A 21318-nucleotide genomic window follows, 5' to 3' on the forward strand; every position below is an offset into this window, starting at 1 on the left:
GCCGAGGGTAATCGGCACTGGTTTATGGGGAATTAACGGGTGCCGTAAACGACAATCGTTTTACCGTGTGCGGAGATCAGGTTTTGATCTTCCAGCATTTTTAGTATGCGCCCCACAGTTTCGCGGGAGCAGCCAACTATTTGACCAATTTCCTGGCGGGTAATTTTAATCTGCATCCCATCTGGGTGGGTCATGGCATCAGGTTGTTTTGCCAGATTAAGCAGCGTTTGTGCAATGCGCCCAGTTACATCAAGGAAGGCGAGGTTACCCACTTTCTCTGATGTAATTTGTAGGCGGCTCGCCATTTGTGAAGACAGGCGCATCAAGATATCTGGATTTACCTGAATCAGCTGACGGAATTTTTTGTAAGAAATTTCAGCCACTTCACAGGCGGTTTTTGCTCTGACCCAGGCACTACGTTCTTGGCCTTCTTCAAATAATCCAAGCTCGCCGATGAAATCCCCTTGGTTTAGATAGGAGAGAATCATCTCTTTACCTTCTTCATCTTTGATAAGCACCGCAACGGAGCCTTTCACGATGTAGTAAAGCGTTTCGGCCTTTTCACCTTGGTGAATTAGCGTACTCTTCGATGGATATTTGTGGATATGGCAATGAGACAGGAACCATTCGAGAGTCGGGTCTGTTTGTGGCTTGCCGAGAACCATTCGCTGTTATCCTCTGTTGTTATCGCTGCCTAACTTAACAGGGCTCAGAGTTCCCTGCACGGCGTGCTTATAAAATACACTTTCTCTTAGCATATTAATTTGCTCAACTGCCGAAAGGTATAGCCAAGATACGTACCGGATAGAAACCCTTCACTGAGTATTGATCACTACCCCATTTAATTCTAGAAACAACACTTTCGGTTCTGTTTGTAGCACAGGATGAAGCTACTGTCTTGTGTTGTATCGCTTCAGCATGATGAACATCGGGTTACATTGCCAGTTTGTAAATGAAAGGGTAGTCTGAATCAGAAAATTTAACCGGGAGCAAGAGTTATGCAGGCACGTGTAAAGTGGGTTGAAGGACTGACATTTTTGGGTGAATCCGCATCAGGTCATCAAGTTTTGATGGATGGTAATGCCGGAGACAAAGCACCAAGCCCAATGGAAATGCTATTAATGTCAGCAGGCGGCTGTAGTGCCATTGATGTCGTGTCTATTTTGCAAAAAGGGCGTAACGATGTGCGCGATTGCGAAGTGACGTTAACTTCACAGCGCCGGGAAGAGGCTCCGCGCTTGTTTACGCAAATCAACCTGCACTTTATTGTCAGTGGCAAAGGTTTGACCGACAAAATTGTTGAGCGGGCGGTTGAGCTGTCAGCTGAAAAATATTGCTCGGTTTCTTTGATGTTGGGGAAAGCGGCCAAGATTACCCACAGTTTTGAAATCCGCGAAATCGCGTAAGCAAACTCTACGTACTTGAAGCTGCGGAGATATTGGTTGCCACTTCAAGTACGTAGAAGATTAAATAATTTTCTTACCTTCCAACAGTTGCTGAACCAGCGGAGCCATGATCAGCTCCATTGCCAGCCCCATCTTGCCGCCGGGCACCACCAACGTATTGATATTTGATATAAACGACCCTTGCAGCATTGCCAGCAAGTAAGGGAAATCGATTTGATCCAAGCCTCTAAAATGAATAACAACGAAGCTTTCATCCAGCGATGGGATTGCTTTGGCGGCAAAAGGGTTGGAAGTGTCGACAGTGGGCACGCGCTGGAAGTTAATATGGGTACGCGAGAATTGGGGCGTAATGTAATTGATATAGTCGTCCATGGAGCGCACCACCGAATCCATCACCGCCTCACGAGAATGACCACGTTCGCCAGTATCCCGCACCAGTTTTTGAATCCACTCCAGATTGACTATTGGCACCACGCCGACCAGTAAATCCACATGTTTCGCCACATCATGATGCTCGGTCACGACACCGCCGTGCAGACCTTCATAAAACAGCACGTCGGTGGGTTCTGGCAGGGCCTCCCACGGGGTGAAAGTGCCGGGAATCTGGTTATAGGGCACCGCTTCATCATAGGTGTGCAAATACTTACGTGAGCGTCCGGTACCCAACGCGCCATATTGCGAAACACTCTCTTCTAACTGACCAAAATCATTGGCCTCTGGGCCAAAATAGCTAATATGCCGACCTTGATCCCGGGCCTTACGGATAGCGGCATCCATTTCGGGGCGGGTGTAGCGATGGAAGCTGTCACCTTCAATTTGCGCCGCGCGGATATTCAATTGCTGAAAAATCTTGCGAAACGCCAGGCTGGTGGTTGTCGTCCCTGCGCCACTTGAGCCGGTAACGGCTATAACCGGATGTTTAGTTGACATATTAGCTGTAACTCCATGGGGTTAGTTAACTCAGTGGACGGGCTGAAATTGCCTGTTTTTTTATGGTTAATGGTTATTTTTAGGGCAAAGTCTCCGGCTTGTCACTCTGATTTTACTTAAAGGCTCGCGTGACAAGGCAAGGGCTATTGGGACTCTTCTGCTCCAGCACGAAATGCGCCGCGCGGCATAATATTGATGGTTTCGTGTAACTCAGACCACACTAATACCGCTTCACCACTGACCAACTGGCGGCGAACATCTTCGACTTTCTGCGCCAATGAGCGCTCGTGTTCACCGTAGTCAGTACCTTCACGTAGGACAAAAGCTTCCAGCAAACTGTCCAGTGTTTCACTGTCGATTTGCTGCCAAGGGATCATCATGACTGCTGCTCCAGATAAGGGGAAAGCCAGGCTGGAATACGTTGTTCCAGCCACATTTGTGGGTGTTTTAATGAGCCGCCGACAAAACCGACATGGCCGCCATGCTCGGTTAACTGATAATCAATATTGGCCGGTAATTCGCGGAGATTGGGGATAACCTCGGCCGTCATGAATGGGTCATCTTTGGCGTGAATGATCAGTAATGGGGTGGTAATTTGCGGCAATAACGGCAGCGCGCTGCAACGGCGATAGTAATCCACTGCATCATTAAAACCATGTATTTTAGCTGTAATGACATCATCGAAATCTCTGATTCGCCGCAATCCTTTTAACTGCGCCAGATCCAGCGGCAAACTGCCAGGGTAATGTAACAGCTTACGCGTAGCGTTTAATTTCAACTGGTTCAATAGGTAGCGCTGATAGACGCGAGAGAATCCTTGCTCCATACGGTTGGCACAAGGTTCAAGCATGAGCGGCGCGGAAACCACAACTGCGGCCTGTAACAGGCTATCTTGCCGCTGTTCAGCTAAATAAAAGGCCAGCATATTGCCACCTAAAGAGAAGCCGACGGCAGCGGTAGGCACCTGACCATAGCTTTGCCGTAACCAACGCAGGAAGAAGCGCGCATCTTCTGTTTCACCGGAATGATAGATACGAGACTTACGATTTGGCTCGCCGCTACACCCACGAAAATGCATTACTACACCCAGCCAGCCTTTGGCCTGAGATGCGCGCAGCAAACCGTGGGCATAGGGGCTGTAAAAGTTTCCTTCCAGACCGTGGAATAACACCAATCTGGGCTTATCGCGCGCCAGCTCAGGGTTTTCACTCCAGGCCAGGTCAACAAAATCCCCATCGGGTAATTCCAGCCGCTGCCAAAAAGGTTGCAGTTGTACGCGCCGCCTGACCAGCCGTGGCAGCAGTGTTTGTAGGTGTGGATTACTGGCGCCGACCAGCGGGCGGAATGTTTCATGCATATGGTGAATGAAAATCATGTAGTTGCTCTTGTGTGATCAATAGCACACTGTTAGCTTCATGGGTATATCGCGCATCATTTTGGGTGAGAGGCACCCGTCTCATGGAACTGAGTTTATTTCTTTCAATGATAGGTTTTCTTTGGGTTGCAGCTATTACCCCCGGTCCGAACAATATGTTACTGACCTCTGCCGGGGCCAATTTTGGCTTTATGCGCTCTATCTGGTTGATGCTGGGCATTATGTTGGGTATGCAGAGCATGCTGTTGTTGGTGGCGTTTGGGGTCGGCGGGCTGATTCTTATCTATCCATCCATTCACTTAATACTCAAAATTCTGGGTAGCCTCTATCTGTTGTGGTTGGCATGGAAAATTGCCACTTCGGCCTACGAAAAGTTGGAAACCAACGTCGCCCCGTCAAAACCGTTGCGTTTGTATCAAGGCTGGTTATTGCAATTCCTCAATCCAAAAGCCTGGCTGATGGGATTAGGTTCGGTCGCCAGTTTCAGTATGGCGGGAGCGGCCTATAATCATTCTATCGTCATGATAAGTCTTGGCATGTTTATGGTGAATTTGGTCGCTGGGATTATTTGGCTGGGGTTCGGCACCTTAATTGGCCGCCTGTTACGTAGCCGCCGCGCCTGGTTTACCTTTAATATTTCGATGGGCTTGCTGACGGCAGCCTGTGTGTTATTGATTTGGCATTAGTCGACCACTGGGGCTAAGTGATGGCTTATAACTATTTTCATGTTGATGCTTTTATCGGCGCAGGACTATCTGGCAATCCCGCTGGGGTCTATTTGCTGAAAAAACCACTCTCAACAGCAGAGATGCAACGTATTGCCGCTGAGATTAATTTGCCGGAAACCAGTTTTGTGTGGGATGAAGGGGATAAATCGGCGATCCGTTGGTTTACCCCAGAACGTGAAGTGGATTTATGTGGCCACGGCACCTTGGCGGCGGCACATGTGATGTTCAGTCTGGTTAACCCCGCTTTGCATGATATCTGTTTTCGCAGTGCCAGTGGTGATTTGCATGTCAAGCGTGATGACAATGTTTTTGGCCGATTGTCGCTAGATTTCCCTTCATTACCTCCCGAGCAGATAGCTATTCCAACGCAGTTAGCAGCGCTACTCGGTGTGGACATTGAGCAGCTTTGGCAAGCCAAATCCCTGCTGGTAGTGCTGGCGAATGAGCAACAGGTTCAGCAATTACAGCCCGATATTGTCGCGCTGATTGCCTACACCGGCCGAGGGGTGATTGTGACGGCTCCCGGTCATCCCGATGATAAGGTTGATTTTGTCTCGCGCTACTTTAGCTTGGGTAGTAACGAAGATCCGGTGACGGGTTCTGCACATTGCACATTGATGCCCTATTGGGTGGCTCGCTTGGGAAGAACGTCACTGCATGCCCGCCAGATATCTGCGCGCGGAGGCGAATTATTCTGCACGTTAGCCGGTGATCGCACCTTGATTGCCGGAGATGCCCGCATATTTTTAAAAGGCGAAATCTCCCTCTAACTTGACGTTGTAGACTATCCATTCAGATTTTTCTTATCACATAAGGGAATAAAGAATATTTTTTTATTCCTTTTGTCATATTGCTCCTTCAGGTATCACTGTCATCTCAGAGCGCCGGGTGCGCTCAGGGTCGCACTAATAGCGAATGACCGAGTTAAATGAGCGGAGTGAACCATGGCGATAACCTTTTCTTCTACCGCAACTCGCGGTCTCTTACGATCTGGCGGTGTACTCTTGGCTCTGTCACTGGTGGTGACCAGTGCGCATGCGGTTGATGTTACAGTGGCTTACCAGACGTCCGCCGAGCCGGCAAAAGTGGCTCAGGCGGATAACAGCTTTGCCAAGCTTTCTGGGGCCAACGTAGATTGGCGCAAGTTTGATAGCGGCTCCAGTGTGGTCAGAGCATTAGCTTCGGGTGATGTGCAGATTGGCAATATTGGTTCCAGCCCACTGGCGGTGGCCGCCAGCCAAAATGTTCCGATTGAAGTTTTCCTGCTGGCCTCACAGCTAGGCAGCTCTGAAGCGCTGGTGGTCAAAAAAGAGATCAAAAACCCGCAGGATTTGATTGGTAAACGGATTGCCGTGCCGTTTATCTCGACCACCCATTACAGCTTACTGGCAGCCCTGAAACATTGGGGTATCAAGCCGGATCAGGTCACTATCCTCAATTTACAACCCCCAGCTATCGCCGCTGCCTGGCAACGGGGAGACATTGATGGTGCCTATGTTTGGGCTCCAGCCGTGAATGAATTAGCCAAAACCGGCACGGTCTTGACCGATTCGGCCCAAGTGGGTCAGTGGGGCGCACCAACACTGGATGTTTGGGTCGTTCGTAAAGACTTCGCCAAAGCACATCCTGAAGTAGTGACCGCCTTTGCCCGCAGTGCATTGGCCGCTCAAGGGGCTTATTTGGCGCAACCAGAACAATGGCTCAAAAACGCAGAACATCTGGGCCAACTGGCGCGCTTAAGTGGTGTTCCTGCCGAACAAGTGCCGGAATTGGTGAAAGGCAATACTTACCTACCGGTGGCGCAACAGATAACACAGTTGGGCCAGCCAGTGGATCAGGCTATCCGTGATACTGCCGCGTTCTTGAAAGAGCAAGGCAAAATCCCGCAGGTTGCCAGTGATTATCGCGATTTCGTCACCGACCGCTTTGTGAAACAAGTTCAGGCAACACCGCAGTCTTAGGAGCCATCATGCTAAACGTGCACGGCCTGTGGGCCGAATATCAGGGCAAACCTGCCTTACAGGATGTGTCATTACAAATCGCATCCGGACAGTTGGTCGTGGTATTGGGGCCATCAGGCTGTGGCAAAACCACATTATTGAATTTGATTGCCGGGTTTATGGAGCCTTCAGCTGGCAGCATCACTCTGGATAATATTCTGGTTCACGGCCCAAGTGCCGAGCGGGGAGTGGTGTTCCAGCATGAGGGTTTACTGCCGTGGCGCGATGTGGTCAGTAATGTCGAATTTGGCCTGCAACTGGCTGGCTTAAGCAAGCAGCAGCGGCGAGAAACCGCGCTAAAAATGCTGCATCGGGTGGGATTAGCCGGGTTTGAACATCACTATATTTGGCAACTCTCTGGCGGGATGCGCCAGCGGGTGGGGATAGCACGAGCTTTGGCGGTTGACCCGCGCTTATTACTGCTGGATGAGCCTTTTGGTGCGCTGGATGCTTTCACCCGCGAGCAGATGCAAGAACTGCTGCTGACTATTTGGCGCGATAGCGGCAAACAAATTCTGCTGATTACCCACGATATTGAAGAAGCGGTATTTCTGGCCAGTGAACTGTTGTTGCTCTCACCGGGGCCGGGCCGCGTGGTCGAGCGGCTGTCTCTGAACTTTGGTCAGCGCTATGCCGAGGGCGAAGCTTGCCGCAGCATCAAATCTGACCCAGAATTTATTGCTCGTCGCGAATATGTGCTGGGCAAAGTCTTCCAACAGCGGGAGGCGATGATATGAGCCTGCACGGTACGATACGCGACGGTGCGTTGCATCCTCAAGCTGGGTTGGATACACCGCGCTTAGCACCGACTGACCGCCAAAAAACCTCTCGCCGTTTGCCGGCAGCCAAAGGTTTTTGGCTCAGTATCGCCACACTGGCTAGCGTCATATTGCTGTGGTGGACAGTCACGGCATTACAGCTGATCAGCCCACTATTTTTGCCCGCTCCGCAGCAGGTGCTGCATCAGCTACTAGTGATCGCTAGCCCGCAGGGGTTTATGGATGCCACGCTATGGCAGCATCTGGCGGCCAGTTTAGGGCGCATCCTGATCGCATTATTAGCCGCCGTGGCGCTCGGAGTTCCTACCGGGATTGCCATGGGGCTGAGCAGCACGGTGCGCGGCGTGCTGGACCCGCTCATTGAGATTTATCGCCCAGTGCCGCCTTTGGCCTATTTGCCACTGATGGTTATCTGGTTTGGTATCGGTGAAACCTCAAAAATCCTGCTGATTTATCTGGCGATATTTGCCCCCATTACTTTGGCCGCCGTTGCGGGGGTACGTAGTGTGGCGCAGGTTCGGGTCAGAGCCGCGCGCGCATTGGGCGCTAGCCGCTGGCAGGTCTTATGGTTTGTGATACTCCCCAGCGCATTACCGGAAATCTTAACGGGTATTCGGATTGGGCTGGGTGTCGGTTGGTCGACGCTGGTGGCTGCAGAGTTAATTGCCGCCACGCGAGGATTGGGCTTTATGGTGCAATCCGCTGGCGAGTTTCTCGCCACTGATGTGGTGATTGCCGGGATCAGTGTGATTGCCATTATTGCTTTTGGCATGGAATTAAGTTTGCGGGCGATCCAACGCCGATTAACGCCTTGGTATGGAGCACAACAATGAATGAACGTCTGGTAGTGACACCACTGGGGCCGCATATCGGCGCTTTGGTTGAGAATATTAATATCGCTCGTCCGTTGGGAGACGGCCAGTTTGAGCAGCTCTATCATGCTTTACTCAAGCATCAGGTGCTGTTTTTCCGCAATCAGCCGATTACACCGATACAGCAGCGTTTGCTGGCTAGCCGTTTTGGCGACTTACATATTCATCCGGTCTATCCACATAGCAAAGAGTGTGAAGAAATTATCGTATTGGATACCCACGACAATAATCCGCCAGATAATGATAACTGGCACACTGATGTGACCTTCATCGAAAATCCGCCATTGGGTGCCATTCTGGCCGCCAAGCAGTTACCCCCCACTGGCGGGGATACCGTATGGAGCAGTGGGATAGCCGCGTATGAAGCACTTTCTGCGCCATTTAAACAGCTATTGGCGGGGTTACGGGCTGAGCATGATTTCGCCCACTCTTTCCCCGAGCATAAACATCGTGCAACGCCAGAAGAGCATCAGCGCTGGCTGTTAGCCAAAGAGAAAAATCCGCCGCTGCTGCATCCGGTGGTACGTACCCACCCGGTGAGTGGGCGTCAGGCATTGTTCGTCAATGAAGGATTCACCACTAGAATTGTTGAGCTGAGTGATAAAGAGAGTGATGCACTGCTGCGTTTTCTCTTTGCTCATACCACCAAACCTGAATTCCAGGTGCGCTGGCGCTGGCAGCAAGATGACGTCGCGATTTGGGATAACCGCGTCACTCAACACTATGCTAATGCTGATTATCTGCCGCAGCGGCGCATTATGCACCGTGCGACTATTTTGGGGGATCGGCCAGTCTATCGGCCTTAATGGGCTATTTTATTGGTTATTTTGAACTTGAGCAGTGCTCAAAATCCTCACGTACTGTCGGTACGCTGCGGTTTTTTGCGCGCTGTCTGCATCCAAACTAACGGCAACAATAACGCCCATTACTCGCTGTTTCTGACCGCGATTTTATTGGTTATCCAGTAGGGTGCGGGCAGCAGTTTCGACGGCATCGACGGTGATGTCTTCAACTTGCGGCCCGGCATGCAATAACACATGGCGCACTAATGGATACCAGCGCAGATACTTTTCTGGCCGCGACTCAAACAAGGCGACGACGGGTATCTGTAATGCAGAACTGATATGAACCGGCGCACTGTCGGCTGAAATAACCACATCCAATTGGCTTATCGCCGCAACAAACTCATCGACAGAAGGTGTTAACAAATAGCGCCCTTTTATGGTCGCCAGTTGCTGTTCACTCGGCGGCTCTTTGGGGTCATACAACACCACGATATCGGCCTGCTCGCTAAGATTCAGAGCTAATTGTTGCCACTTTGGCCAACTCCAGCGCCGTTGCGGGGACTTATTAGAGACGAATAACCCAACACGTGGCCGGACTTTTTCGCCTAATTCTGCCTGCCATTTTGCTTGCAATGAGGGTTCGGGGTAGATGAACAATCTGAGTTTATTGATATCCACTGACCCTAGCTCGGGCAGCAGTGCAAAACCGGAGAGTGCCTCATGGCGAATTGGCCGGTTGGCAACATGCTCAGGATTGCGGTCATCAAACTCGGTAGCAAGGGTGTGCCAGCGGCTATCGACCACATTCAATTGTTTGGCGAACTGAATGCTGTTTTTGTTCATACCGCCGTTCGGGATCACGAGTAAGTCAAAGCGCAAACGTCGCAATTGCCAAATCAGTGCCAGCCGGTCAAAAATGGCCTGAACCCTTCCTGCCTTTTGATTTCGTTCACATTGTTTACTGTAAACATAAGTGTGGACGACACTGACATCGGGGTTACGTGACAGTGCTTCCCGATTGTATTTATTGGCCAATACGTGAATTTCAGCCAAAGGCCAACGCTGTTTCAGTGCATGTAAGAAAGCAGTGGTGCATATCATATCGCCAAGGAAATCAATTCGGATGACCAAAATGCGCTGCATTTATACTTCTTCCCAGAAATAGTTTTATGCCTTATTAAACATTAAAACCTTCTGAGTAATAACAAAAATAAGCGTTAATTTAATATCTATTTAGGTAATGAATGTTTTTGCCGCGCATAGCGCAAGATAATCAGTGAACAACGCAGTGCTAGCCAGAGCTCATGTATATTGCCAATGCCGCGGAACAGGGCGGAGTGCAGTCCTAAATGACCGAACTTGGCAGCCAACGCGCTGCGAGCCGATGATACTTGCAGCCGTTTACGCATCAATCCTAAAAAATGACGACTTTCCTGATTAGCATGACGAAACAGTGCGTGGCGCAAGGTTGGCTCTACTGTTTCGGCAATATCAACCAGCCCTTTGATAATATGAATATAGCTATTGGCGCGGTGGAGCAGAGCTTGAGTGGCTGGCGAGTGAGTGATTGACTCAGGATTGGTGCGGTAGCCATAAAATGGATTGGCGCAATAACCGACACGCTGAGCGGCTAATGCCAGTTGAGCAGTCCACAGAATATCTTCATGTAACATTCCCGGAATGAATGCCAACTGGTGGGTATTGAGTAAATCACGGCGAATCAGTTGTAACCAGGCATAATGTGGCCATTCATGGTGTTCGACACTGCGGATAATCCATTGTTTACCACTGAGTACCTGATTCCACGGTTGTTTGTGTAACAGCGGGCTGCGCTTTGCCTGCTGAGGGGCGGCATTGAATGCATAGCCGTTGCCAATCAGTACGTCGAGTTGCTGCTGTTGAGCTTGATCCAGCCAGGTAGATAAGGCATTGGGAGCCAGCCAATCATCCCCATCGGCGAATGCCACCCAGGTTCCACTCGCGCGAGCTATTCCGGTGTTACGGGCCACGGAAAGCCCCTGATTATGCTGATTCACTATGATTATCCGCCGGTCGCGGCGGGCAATATTTTCTAATATCGAAAGGCTGTTATCAGTCGAACCATCATTAACGGCAATGATTTCTAATGATGGACCTGACTGATTGCGTAGCGAATTGAGTAGCTCCGCAAGGTACGCCATACAGTTAAATATGGGTACCACGACGGAGATGTCCTTTTTGCTCATGACTTTATTATCCTTAATAAAGTGATACTTTTTGTCTTTCAAGCCGTAGGGGTGAAGGCGGCTAGTTACTCCGCTTCAAATATCTTGGTGATATTCTCCAACTGCTCTTGTGCGTCCAACCACTGCATTTCGGTCTCTTCCAGTTTGGATTTTACCTGCGTCTGCTGCTGTAGACATTGGGTTAAATCCGCCTTACGGGCAATATCGTATAAGGCAGAGTCAGCCAATTGCTCTTCGATGGCAGTCAGTTCTGTACTGAGTTTATCCATCTGTTTTTCCAGCGTCATAATCTGCTTACGCAGTGGCTGGGTCTGACTACGAAACTCGGCATCACGGCGTTTTTGATCTTTACGTTGCTGCGCACTGTTGCCAGATAACTCCTTGGTTGGGTTATCTTGCTGGCTTTGCTGACGCTGCAGATCCACCAGAAACTGTTGATAATCTTCTAGATCACCGTCGAACTGCTCCACTTTGCCATCGTGCACCAGATAAAGGTCGTCGGTGGTGGAACGCAATAAATGACGATCATGAGAGACCACCACCAATGCGCCCTCGAAATCAATTAATGCTTCGGTCAGAGCCTGGCGCATATCAAGGTCAAGGTGGTTGGTCGGTTCATCCAGCAGCAACAGATTAGGGCGCTGCCAGATAATCAGCGCCAGCACCAGACGTGCTTTCTCTCCGCCAGAGAAGCGGGCGGTCGGGTCAGTAACCTGATCGCCCTGAAAACCGTAGCCTCCCAGATAATCACGCAGTTGCTGTTCCGGCTCCTTAGGCGCCAGGCGGCTCATATGCTGTAGCGGTGATTCATCAGCGCGTAAGAATTCAAGCTGATGTTGGGCGAAATAACCCAGCTTAATCCCTTTGGACAGGCCAATTTCACCACTTTGTGGCTCTAAAGTCCCTGCTAACAGCTTAATTAGCGTTGATTTACCGGCACCATTACGGCCTAACAAACCAATACGCGAGCCCGGCACCAGATTGAGTTTGATGGACTCTAAAATGGTGCGGTCGCCATAACCGGCACTGACTTTATCCATGCGTAGCAGCGGGTCAGGCAGGCTCTCGGGAGTGCGGAAACTGAAGTGGAATGGATTATCCACATGAGCGGGCGCAATCAGCTCCATGCGCTCCAGCATTTTAATTCGACTTTGGGCCTGCTTGGCTTTGGTGGCCTGCGCTCGGAAACGGTCAATGTAACTTTGCAGATGCGCCACTTTCTCTTGTTGATGCTGATACATCGACTGTTGCTGTGCCAGTTTGGTCGCCCGCTGGCGTTCGAAGGATGAATAGTTACCGGTATATTCATTCAGCGTCTGCTGTTCAATATGTAAAATCTTATCAATAATAGGATCAAGGAAATCGCGGTCATGGGAAATCAGCACCAATGTACCGGAGTAGTTTTTCAGCCACTTCTCCAGCCAGATTACGGCATCCAAATCCAAGTGGTTGGTGGGTTCATCCAGCAGCAGTAAATCGGAGCGACAAATCAACGCCTGCGCCAGATTAAGGCGCATCCGCCAGCCGCCAGAAAACGAGCGCACCGGCTGTTGTAATTGATCTTGAGAAAAGCCCAGTCCGTGTAGCAAACTGGCGGCACGCGACTGAATGGTCCAGGCATGGATGGCATCCAGCTTGCCATGCACCGTCGCAATGGCATGGCCGTCATTTTTTTCGTTGGCGGCCTGAAGTTCGGCCTCCAACTGGCGATATTCGCGGTCACCGTCGATAACATACTCTATCGCCGGTACATCCAGTGCCGGGGTCTCTTGGTTAACCCAAGCCAGCGCCCAGTTACTGGGAAAAGTGGCATTGCCTCCATCGGCGCTCAATTCGCCTTTGAGCAACGCCAGCAGAGTGGATTTACCACAGCCGTTTTTGCCGACCAGCCCGACCTTTTGGCCAGGATTAATCGTTGCTGTTGCATTGTCCAGCAAGACGCGAGTACCACGTCGAATTTGTAACGAGGAAAAAACAATCATAGAGTGCCGTATGTTTAGAGTATGTTAATAGGGTATATACTCGTCATACTTTAAGCCACAGGGGTGTTGGCTGCGCGTTCTCGCCCCAGTCACTTACTCAAGTAAGCCCCGGGGGATTCGCACTCTTGCCACCTACCTGTAACTCGAATTATTTAGAGTAATAGAGTACCCATTTCAGTCTTTTTTAGTCTTTGCGGAGCATGGTAACGGAAAAACCGGACCCTGACGACGCTTTGGAGGGGAATGATGTCGCAGCTGCCGAAGGTTTTGCTGTTGTATGCCCATCCGGAATCACAGGACTCGGTGGCAAACCGAGTTTTACTGCAACCGGTGCAGCAATTAGAACATGTCACTGTGCACGATCTCTATGCACATTATCCGGATTTCTTTATTGATATTCACCACGAGCAGCAATTGCTACGTGAACATCAAATTATTGTATTTCAACACCCTCTTTATACCTACAGTTGCCCGGCATTGCTGAAAGAATGGCTGGATCGTGTGCTGGCGCGTGGCTTTGCCAATGGTGTCGGTGGGCATGCCCTGACGGGGAAATATTGGCGTTCGGTGATTACCACCGGCGAGCCGGAAGGCGCTTATCGGACGGGGGGATATAATCGCTACCCGATGGAGGATATTCTGCGGCCTTTCGAATTGACGGCAGCTATGTGCCATATGCATTGGATGAATCCGATGATTATTTACTGGGCGCGGCGTCAAAAGCCGGAAGTCTTAGCCAGCCATGCGCAAGCTTATGCGCAGTGGTTGCAGTCACCGCTGCCGACGGGAGGGCACTGATATATGGAAGGCTCGCCGCTACTCACCGCTATCTTGTTATTTCTCTTTGCCGCTGTGGTGGCTGTTCCTATTGCTCAACGCCTCGGTATCGGCGCGGTATTGGGCTACCTGATTGCCGGCATCGCCATCGGCCCGTGGGGGCTAGGTTTTATTCGTGATGTTGACGAAATCCTCCACTTCTCCGAGCTCGGTGTGGTCTTCCTGATGTTTATCATTGGGTTAGAATTGAACCCAGCTAAACTCTGGCAGTTGCGGCGCTCTATTTTTGGTGTGGGTGCCGGTCAGGTAGTGATAACGGCCGCAGTGCTGGGGGCATTACTCTATTTCACCCAATTCGCCTGGCAGGCCGCACTTATCGGCGGTGTCGGTTTGGCTATGTCCTCCACCGCAATGGCCTTGCAGCTAATGCGGGAAAAAGGGATGAACCGCAATGAAGGCGGGCAGCTAGGGTTCTCGGTGTTACTGTTCCAGGACATGGCAGTTATCCCAGCATTGGCGCTGATTCCTATCCTGGCGGGTGGGGGCGGGGCAGCCAATGACTGGGTGAAAATTGGTATCAAAGTTGCTGCTTTCGCTGGCATGCTGATAGGTGGCCGTTATCTGCTGCGCCCTCTGTTCCGCTACATTGTGGCCTCTGGCGTGCGGGAAGTTTTCACGGCCGCCGCCCTGCTAGTGGTGCTGGGGTCTGCGCTGTTTATGGATGCATTGGGCCTATCGATGGCGTTAGGGACATTCATCGCGGGTATTTTACTGGCTGAAAGTGAATTCCAACACGAACTGGAAATTGCTATTGAACCCTTTAAAGGGTTGCTGCTCGGGCTATTTTTCATCTCGGTTGGTATGGCGCTGAATCTTGGCGTGCTCTTCACGCATCTGCTGGATGTTTTGTTGGGTGTGGTCGCATTAGTGTTTATCAAAGGCACGGTGCTGTATGGGCTGGCCCGGACATTTGGCTTACGCCGCTCGGTACGCCTGCAATTTGCCGGGGTATTGAGTCAGGGCGGTGAATTTGCTTTCGTCTTATTCTCCGCCGCCTTCTCTCAGCATGTTTTGAATGCCGAACAACTGGCCTTGCTGCTGGTCGTGGTAACACTGTCAATGATGACGACACCACTGCTGATGCAGCTTATCGACCGCATTCTGGTGCGCCGCTACAACGCGCAAGAAGAGAGTGATGAGAAGCCGTTTGTTGAAGATAATGATCCGCAGGTGATTATTGTTGGCTTCGGGCGATTTGGTCAGGTGATTGGTCGTTTACTGATGGCGAACAAAATGCGCATTACTGTTCTGGAGCGCGACGTCAGTGCTGTCAGTGTGATGCGCAAATATGGCTATAAAGTCTATTATGGGGATGCCACCGAGCTGGAGCTGCTGCGGGCCGCCGGGGCAGAGAAAGCCAAAGCCATTGTGATTACCTGTAATGAGCCGGAAGACACCATGACGTTGGTGCATCTGTGCCAACAGCATTTCCCCAATTTGCACATTCTGGCCCGTGCCCGAGGGCGTGTTGAAGCGCATGAATTGCTGCAAAACGGGGTCAAAGACTTTACCCGCGAGACCTTCTCCAGTGCGCTGGAATTGGGGCGAAAAACATTGCTGGAATTAGGCATGCATCCGCATCAGGCCTATCGGGCGCAACAACATTTTCGTCGTCTTGATATGCGCATGTTACGTGAATTGGTGCCACAGCATCATGGCGATGTGGCGCAAATTTCCAGAATTAAAGAAGCCCGTCGTGAGCTGGAAGATATTTTCCAACGAGAAATGCTGCATGAAAGTCGGCAATTAGATGGGTGGGATGAATACGAATAATGGCGGAGAAAACGATAAAATGACCTCAAATAGCCAGACGAAGACACGCAAAAGATTTATTGCCGGAGCGGTTTGTCCTCAATGTAAGGCATTGGATACCCTGGCTTTATGGCGTGAAGATCAGGTTGAAGTGGTGGAGTGTGTGAAGTGCGGTCACCATCAGCGTCAGACGGATGAACAAGTCAGTCAACATGTTCGCGCCAATGAACAAGTGATCGGTATTTTCCATCCGGAGTAGCGTTATCCTGCGCGATTTTTTATGCTGGAGGGTACAGCGGTGCATATTTCCGCTACAATCTGTGCCAATTTTTGTTCCAAGGGTAGGAGATATCATGAAAGTAGCAAAAGACTTGGTGGTCAGCCTGGCTTACCAGGTACGTACAGAAGACGGTGTTTTAGTTGATGAGTCTCCGGTGAGCGCGCCGTTGGACTACCTGCACGGACACGGTTCCCTGATCGCTGGTTTGGAAAAAGCGCTCGAAGGCCACGAAGCTGGTGACAGCTTTGATGTGCGTGTTAACGCAGACGAAGGTTACGGCAGCTATGATGAAAATCTGGTGCAGCGTGTACCGAAAGACGTCTTCATGGGTGTTGACGAGTTGGAAGTTGGCATGCGTTTCCTGGCTGATACCGATCAAGGTCCAGTACCAGTAGAAATCACTGCTGTTGAAGACGAGCACGTAGTGGTTGATGGTAACCACATGTTGGCGGGTCAGGATTTGAACTTCCACGTTGAAGTGGTTGCTATCCGCGAAGCAACAGAAGAAGAGCTGCAACATGGTCACGTACATGGTGAGCATGATCATCACCACGAACATGGTGACGGTTGCTGCGGCGGCCATGGCCATGATGAAGGTGAGCACGGTCATGAGCACGGCAAAGGCGGTTGTGGTAAAGGCGGCGGCTGCGGCTGCCACTAAAATCTGACCGGGTTAGTTAACCGGACTCAGTCAAAAGCCAGCCTTGCGGCTGGCTTTTTGCTATTAGCGCGACGGGATTTTTCTGTCAGCGCCACTTACTGCCAATATGATGCTACCAATATGATGCTAATAGTGCGGAGGCGGTGTTTCATCCGATTCTGCTACCAGCATTGAAGGCTGGGATGCCCGCAGTTTATCGGTCAATAGACGCAAATGCTCCCGCAGTTTACTCATTTCCATCTGATGCTCCGTCACGATCAAATTGAGTTCATCAATCGTCACTTCCTGAAATGCCAGACGGCTTTCCAGCATTTCCAGCCGTTGTTCAAACAGGGATTGTTCCATCTTAATTACCTCTCATGACTGCAAATCAGACCCTTCGGCCGCTTTCCGCCCGATGGTCATCGGGAAATTGGTAAGGGAGGGCAGATTCTACCTGTAAAACCCCATGATTGCTCTGCGAGGGTCAAGATATCGATAAAACGAAACTTCTTGTAGTAAAAAAAGTCTCAATATCACTTAATAGCATGAGCATAGAGATTGTTTTGTGTTCGCACAGACAGTTATAGTACAAGTTACACTTATAATCGTTGCTTGGGGTAAGTGTCCTTAAGCCAATGGAGAAATGGATGAAATCACTGTTTAAAGTAACGCTACTGGCTACCACCATGGCGCTGACCCTTAATACCTCTGCGACCTTTGCTGCAGAAACAGCTAAAGCCGCTGATGCAGCAGCAACGACCAATAGCGCATTTAAGAATGATGACCAGCAAGCTGCGTATGCATTAGGTGCTTCATTAGGGCGTTACATGGATAACTCCCTGAAAGAGCAAGAAAAGCTGGGTATTAAACTGGATAAAGACCAGTTGATCGCCGGTGTACAAGATGCTTTTGCTAGCAAAAGTAAACTGACCGACGAAGAAATTGAAAAAACCCTGCAAGGTTTTGAAGCGCGTGTAAAAGCTTCTGCTCAAGCAAAAATGGAGCAAGATGCTAAAGAAAACGCTGATAAAGGCGCCAAATATCGCGAAACCTTTGCTAAAGATAAAGATGTGAAGAAAACCGCATCTGGCCTGCTGTACAAAGTAGAGAAAGCCGGTACCGGTGATGCACCAAAAGACAGCGATACCGTTGTAGTTAACTACAAAGGGACTCTGACCGATGGTACTGAGTTCGATAACTCCTACAAACGTGGTGAGCCACTGTCCTTCCGTCTGGACGGTGTTATCCCAGGCTGGACCGAAGGCCTGAAGCAAATCAAGAAAGGCGGCAAGATCACTCTGGTTATCCCACCAGAACTGGCTTACGGCAAAACTGGCGTCCCTGGCATCCCAGCTAACTCTACTTTAGTATTCGATGTAGAACTGCTGGATGTAAAAGCTGCGCCTAAAGCCGATGCTTCTGAAGAACAACCTGCTGCCGCTGCGGACGCAAAAGCTAAGAAATAATTTAGCTTAGTTACCCGGTTATACTGATAACCGCCGCGATATTTGTCGTGGCGGTTTTTTTTCGCGGTATATCTAGCAATTTGCACATCTGTTCGTTGATAACTTGACGATTTATAGCTTGTGGGCTTAACGTCAATATCACGCGCAAACGCAAGGATTTTATCTCGGCATATTTGCTAGACTTAAAATCTAAGATATTGAGTTATTAGTCTGCCAACGATATTGAGACAGGCTTTACGTAGAGGATGGTGTCTTCGATGTCTAATTCGCTTCTCAGTAGCGAAACCAGTGAACTGGATTTACTGGATGAACGTCCGTTCAGTCAGACGGACCATGAAATACTAAAATCATACGAAGCTATCGTTGATGGCTTGGCTATGCTTATTGGCAGCCACTGTGAAATTGTCCTGCATTCACTGGAAGACCTGAAAAGCTCTGCGGTAAGAATTGCTAATGGCGAACATACAGGAAGGCAGATTGGTTCACCTATAACCGACTTAGCTCTGCGGATGCTGCACGATATGGCTGGTGCCGACAGCAGTGTTTCAAGGGCTTATTTCACGCGCGCCAAAAGCGGGGTGTTGATGAAGTCGGTCACTATTGCTATCCGTAATCGTGATCAGCGGGTGATTGGTTTGCTATGCATTAACATGAATCTGGATGTGCCTTTCTCGCAAATCATTCAGACTTTCATGCCGCCAGAAACACAAGAAGTCCCTTCCTCAGTAAACTTTGCTTCATCGGTTGATGACCTGGTGGCTCAGACACTGGAGTTCACCATCGAGGAAGTGAATGCCGATCGCAATGTTTCCAATAATGCGAAGAACCGTCAGGTGGTTCTAAATCTTTACGAAAAAGGGATTTTTGATATCAAAGATGCCATTAATCAGGTGGCAGAGCGGCTCAATATCTCTAAGCACACGGTTTATCTCTACATTCGCCAGTTTAAAAGCGGTGATCTCGTCGGGCACGACCGTTAATGTCCGAGGTAAATGTCGCGAAATATTGCCTGATGGTTACCGGGCCTGCATATGGCACCCAGCAATCAAGCAGTGCCTATCAGTTTGCGCAAGCTCTTATCCAGGCCGGTCATACTTTAACCAGCGTATTCTTCTACCGTGAAGGTGTGCTGAATGCCAACCAACTGACCGCGCCGGCGAATGATGAGTTTGATTTGGTGCGTGCATGGCAAAAACTGGCCGCTGAACATGCAGTTACGCTGAATGTTTGTGTGGCGGCAGCATTGCGCCGAGGTGTGACAGACCAGCATGAAGCAGAACAACTCAATCTGGCAGCCGCTAATCTGCAGCCAGGATTTACCCTGAGTGGCTTGGGATCATTGGCTGAAGCTGCATTAACCTGCGACCGCATGGTGCAATTCTAATGGCCAAGTTAATGGAAAAGAAAAAACGGATTGCTTTTGTTTTCACCCAAGGCCCTCACGGCAACTCTGCAGGCCGAGAAGGGCTAGATGCCTTACTGGCGACGTCGGCACTGAGTGAAGATTTAGGTGTATTCTTCATTTCCGATGGTGTTTTACAACTGCTACCCCAGCAGCAACCAGAAAAAATTCTCGCCAGAAACTATATTGCCACTTTCGGTGTCCTACCCCTGTACGATGTCGAGAATTGTTATATCTGCGAAGCCTCATTGCAGCAACGCGGATTGAGCAAAATGACGGATTGGGTACTTGATGTTGAGGTATTATCTCCGGTAAATTTGCGCAACCAATTGGCAATTTATGATGTTGTGCTGACTTTTTAATGGGATTTGGGTAGCCATAATGCTGTATACCGTCAGTCATTCTCCTTATCACTGCGATTTATCTGCATTGCTGAGATTAGTCACATCCGAAGATGAGATTCTATTTCTGCAAGATGGCGTCATGGCGGTTTTAAAAAACAGTGAAAGTCTTAAGCTATTGTTAAATAACCCAGCTTCGCTATTTGTATTGGAAGATGACGTTATTGCGCGCGGCTTGTCTGGTCAAATTTCAGACAAAATCTCGCTAATCGGCTATACTCACTTCGTGGATTTGACCCTAAAACATCAGCAACAACTGGCATGGTAATGCAGTCAATGCTGTATATTTCTTGACACCTTAGATAGTCAGCCATAAAATTCTGCGTCCTCGTTCTCTGCCAGTAGTGCAAACGAGGGGGATTTATCACGTGTTTACGAAGCAAAAAACCAGGAGCTTTTTTAATAATGGCAACGATTAACCAGCTGGTTCGCAAGCCACGCAGCATGAAGGTTGCTAAAAGCAACGTTCCTGCGCTGGAAGCATGCCCGCAGAAACGTGGTGTATGTACCCGCGTATATACAACCACCCCGAAAAAACCTAACTCCGCACTGCGTAAAGTTTGTCGTGTGCGTTTAACTAACGGTTTTGAAGTCACCTCCTACATCGGCGGTGAAGGTCATAACCTACAGGAACACTCCGTGATCCTGATCCGTGGCGGTCGTGTTAAAGACTTGCCAGGTGTGCGTTACCACACCGTTCGCGGCGCGCTTGACTGCTCAGGTGTTAAAGACCGTAAGCAATCACGTTCTAAGTACGGCGTGAAGAAGCCAAAGGCTTAATGGTTCTCCGTTAAGTAAGGCCAAACATTTTCACATTAATGTCAAAATAAACTCTTAGAGTTTTGGACAACCCTGAATTAACAACGGAGTATTTCCATGCCACGTCGTCGTGTAATTGGCCAACGTAAAATTTTACCAGATCCTAAGTTCGGATCTGAACTGTTGGCTAAATTTGTAAATATCCTGATGGTAGATGGTAAGAAATCTACTGCAGAAGCAATCGTCTATACCGCGCTGGAGACCCTGGCTCAGCGTTCTGGTAAAGATTTTCTGGAAGCTTTCGAAGTAGCTCTGGATAACGTGCGCCCGACTGTCGAAGTTAAGTCTCGCCGCGTTGGTGGTTCTACTTATCAGGTGCCAGTTGAAGTTCGTCCGGTTCGTCGTAATGCCTTGGCAATGCGTTGGATCGTTGATGCTGCTCGTAAACGCGGTGATAAATCCATGGCTTTGCGCTTGGCGAATGAACTGTCTGACGCAGCAGAGAACAAAGGTTCTGCTGTTAAGAAACGTGAAGACGTTCACCGTATGGCCGAAGCTAACAAGGCGTTCGCCCACTACCGCTGGTAATTACCACGTAGTAGTTTGTGTATTCCTGTTTTTTCGACAGGACCAGGCGAATGCCAACGAGCAGCTACGAGACGGTACATCAGTACGGCGAGTAGCCGCACAGCGCAG

Annotated in this window: 26 protein-coding genes; 18 read left to right on the forward strand and 8 right to left on the reverse strand. The window is 49.8% G+C overall.

Going from position 1 to position 21318, the window contains the following annotated elements:
- Positions 1–32: 32 nt before the first annotated feature.
- Entirely contained in the window at positions 33–665 is a 633-nt protein-coding gene (crp, locus tag N0H69_RS01095; protein WP_005186183.1) for a cAMP-activated global transcriptional regulator CRP, read from the reverse strand.
- A gap of 333 nt (positions 666–998) precedes the next feature.
- Between crp and N0H69_RS01100 the strand changes: the two genes are divergently transcribed.
- The gene (locus N0H69_RS01100; protein ID WP_004709292.1) at positions 999–1406 is read left to right on the forward strand and encodes an OsmC family protein; all 408 of its coding nucleotides are present in this window, start codon (positions 999–1001) and stop codon (positions 1404–1406) included.
- 60 nt (positions 1407–1466) lie between these two features.
- On the opposite strand, the gene N0H69_RS01105 is transcribed toward N0H69_RS01100, so the two are convergent.
- The 3 genes from N0H69_RS01105 to N0H69_RS01115 all read right to left on the reverse strand — a co-directional run bounded on the left by N0H69_RS01105 (position 1467) and on the right by N0H69_RS01115 (position 3693).
- A complete protein-coding gene (locus tag N0H69_RS01105; protein ID WP_004709290.1) occupies positions 1467–2336 on the reverse strand; it encodes a phosphoribulokinase in 870 nt (289 codons plus the stop codon).
- Positions 2337–2479: 143 nt separating this feature from the next.
- Positions 2480–2716, reverse strand: coding sequence for a YheU family protein (locus N0H69_RS01110; RefSeq protein WP_050136107.1), 237 nt, complete (start codon positions 2714–2716; stop codon positions 2480–2482).
- A complete protein-coding gene (locus N0H69_RS01115) occupies positions 2713–3693 on the reverse strand; it encodes a hydrolase (protein WP_050136165.1) in 981 nt (326 codons plus the stop codon). Before N0H69_RS01115 ends, N0H69_RS01110 begins: the two co-directional genes overlap by 4 nt.
- 101 nt (positions 3694–3794) lie before the next feature.
- Here N0H69_RS01115 and N0H69_RS01120 point away from each other — a divergent pair, with 101 nt between their 5' ends.
- The 6 genes from N0H69_RS01120 (at position 3795) to tauD (ending at position 8896) form a co-directional block, all read left to right on the forward strand.
- Complete coding sequence (locus N0H69_RS01120; RefSeq protein ID WP_050123752.1) at positions 3795–4397, forward strand: LysE family translocator; 603 nt, start codon at positions 3795–3797, stop codon at positions 4395–4397.
- 20 nt (positions 4398–4417) lie between these two features.
- The gene (locus N0H69_RS01125) at positions 4418–5209 is read left to right on the forward strand and encodes a PhzF family protein (RefSeq protein ID WP_050110000.1); all 792 of its coding nucleotides are present in this window, start codon (positions 4418–4420) and stop codon (positions 5207–5209) included.
- Between the two features lie 174 nt (positions 5210–5383).
- Positions 5384–6400, forward strand: a complete 1017-nt coding sequence (gene tauA / locus N0H69_RS01130) for a taurine ABC transporter substrate-binding protein (RefSeq protein ID WP_050123755.1) — start codon at positions 5384–5386, stop codon at positions 6398–6400.
- 8 nt (positions 6401–6408) lie between these two features.
- On the forward strand, positions 6409–7176 hold the full coding sequence (tauB, locus tag N0H69_RS01135; RefSeq protein ID WP_050152337.1) for a taurine ABC transporter ATP-binding subunit: 768 nt from the start codon (positions 6409–6411) through the stop codon (positions 7174–7176).
- Entirely contained in the window at positions 7173–8051 is an 879-nt protein-coding gene (gene tauC, locus N0H69_RS01140; RefSeq protein ID WP_050110003.1) for a taurine ABC transporter permease TauC, read from the forward strand. Before tauB ends, tauC begins: the two co-directional genes overlap by 4 nt.
- The gene (gene tauD / locus N0H69_RS01145; RefSeq protein ID WP_050152336.1) at positions 8048–8896 is read left to right on the forward strand and encodes a taurine dioxygenase; all 849 of its coding nucleotides are present in this window, start codon (positions 8048–8050) and stop codon (positions 8894–8896) included. Before tauC ends, tauD begins: the two co-directional genes overlap by 4 nt.
- A 144-nt stretch (positions 8897–9040) precedes the next feature.
- Here the strand turns inward: tauD and N0H69_RS01150 are convergent, their stop codons facing one another.
- The 3 genes from N0H69_RS01150 to N0H69_RS01160 form a co-directional block, all read right to left on the reverse strand.
- Complete coding sequence (locus N0H69_RS01150; protein ID WP_050152335.1) at positions 9041–10018, reverse strand: glycosyltransferase family 9 protein; 978 nt, start codon at positions 10016–10018, stop codon at positions 9041–9043.
- 86 nt (positions 10019–10104) lie between these two features.
- On the reverse strand, positions 10105–11100 hold the full coding sequence (locus N0H69_RS01155; protein ID WP_050152334.1) for a glycosyltransferase: 996 nt from the start codon (positions 11098–11100) through the stop codon (positions 10105–10107).
- 65 nt (positions 11101–11165) lie between these two features.
- Positions 11166–13082, reverse strand: a complete 1917-nt coding sequence (locus N0H69_RS01160; RefSeq protein ID WP_050110006.1) for an ABC transporter ATP-binding protein — start codon at positions 13080–13082, stop codon at positions 11166–11168.
- A 246-nt stretch (positions 13083–13328) separates the two neighbouring features.
- Between N0H69_RS01160 and kefG the strand changes: the two genes are divergently transcribed.
- The 4 genes from kefG to slyD all read left to right on the forward strand — a co-directional run bounded on the left by kefG (position 13329) and on the right by slyD (position 16612).
- Complete coding sequence (gene kefG, locus N0H69_RS01165) at positions 13329–13880, forward strand: glutathione-regulated potassium-efflux system ancillary protein KefG (RefSeq protein WP_050110007.1); 552 nt, start codon at positions 13329–13331, stop codon at positions 13878–13880.
- A 3-nt stretch (positions 13881–13883) separates the two neighbouring features.
- Positions 13884–15692 (forward strand): glutathione-regulated potassium-efflux system protein KefB, encoded by a 1809-nt coding sequence (gene kefB, locus N0H69_RS01170; protein ID WP_050110008.1) that lies wholly within the window; start codon positions 13884–13886, stop codon positions 15690–15692.
- 19 nt (positions 15693–15711) lie between these two features.
- The gene (locus N0H69_RS01175; protein ID WP_050110033.1) at positions 15712–15930 is read left to right on the forward strand and encodes a YheV family putative zinc ribbon protein; all 219 of its coding nucleotides are present in this window, start codon (positions 15712–15714) and stop codon (positions 15928–15930) included.
- A 94-nt stretch (positions 15931–16024) separates the two neighbouring features.
- Positions 16025–16612, forward strand: a complete 588-nt coding sequence (slyD, locus tag N0H69_RS01180) for a peptidylprolyl isomerase (RefSeq protein ID WP_004709267.1) — start codon at positions 16025–16027, stop codon at positions 16610–16612.
- A gap of 126 nt (positions 16613–16738) precedes the next feature.
- Here the strand turns inward: slyD and N0H69_RS01185 are convergent, their stop codons facing one another.
- Positions 16739–16957, reverse strand: coding sequence for a protein SlyX (locus N0H69_RS01185; RefSeq protein ID WP_004709265.1), 219 nt, complete (start codon positions 16955–16957; stop codon positions 16739–16741).
- Positions 16958–17241: 284 nt separating this feature from the next.
- Here N0H69_RS01185 and fkpA point away from each other — a divergent pair, with 284 nt between their 5' ends.
- The 7 genes from fkpA to rpsG all read left to right on the forward strand — a co-directional run bounded on the left by fkpA (position 17242) and on the right by rpsG (position 21210).
- Positions 17242–18060: an FKBP-type peptidyl-prolyl cis-trans isomerase gene (fkpA, locus tag N0H69_RS01190; protein ID WP_050110010.1), complete on the forward strand. Its 819-nt coding sequence runs from the start codon at positions 17242–17244 to the stop codon at positions 18058–18060.
- A gap of 257 nt (positions 18061–18317) precedes the next feature.
- Complete coding sequence (locus N0H69_RS01195) at positions 18318–19040, forward strand: helix-turn-helix transcriptional regulator (RefSeq protein WP_005174644.1); 723 nt, start codon at positions 18318–18320, stop codon at positions 19038–19040.
- Positions 19040–19444: a sulfurtransferase complex subunit TusD gene (tusD, locus tag N0H69_RS01200; RefSeq protein ID WP_050110011.1), complete on the forward strand. Its 405-nt coding sequence runs from the start codon at positions 19040–19042 to the stop codon at positions 19442–19444. Before N0H69_RS01195 ends, tusD begins: the two co-directional genes overlap by 1 nt.
- Positions 19445–19455: 11 nt before the next feature.
- Positions 19456–19824 carry a sulfurtransferase complex subunit TusC gene (gene tusC, locus N0H69_RS01205; protein ID WP_050152352.1) on the forward strand — a complete coding sequence of 123 codons (369 nt, stop codon included), beginning with the start codon at positions 19456–19458 and terminating at the stop codon, positions 19822–19824.
- A gap of 19 nt (positions 19825–19843) precedes the next feature.
- Positions 19844–20131, forward strand: a complete 288-nt coding sequence (gene tusB / locus N0H69_RS01210) for a sulfurtransferase complex subunit TusB (protein ID WP_050110012.1) — start codon at positions 19844–19846, stop codon at positions 20129–20131.
- Positions 20132–20268: 137 nt separating this feature from the next.
- Entirely contained in the window at positions 20269–20643 is a 375-nt protein-coding gene (gene rpsL / locus N0H69_RS01215; protein WP_002212323.1) for a 30S ribosomal protein S12, read from the forward strand.
- A 96-nt stretch (positions 20644–20739) separates the two neighbouring features.
- Entirely contained in the window at positions 20740–21210 is a 471-nt protein-coding gene (gene rpsG, locus N0H69_RS01220; protein ID WP_002212324.1) for a 30S ribosomal protein S7, read from the forward strand.
- Positions 21211–21318: the final 108 nt, after the last annotated feature.

It is taken from the genome of Yersinia alsatica (assembly GCF_025133195.1).
Lineage (GTDB): Bacteria > Pseudomonadota > Gammaproteobacteria > Enterobacterales > Enterobacteriaceae > Yersinia > Yersinia alsatica.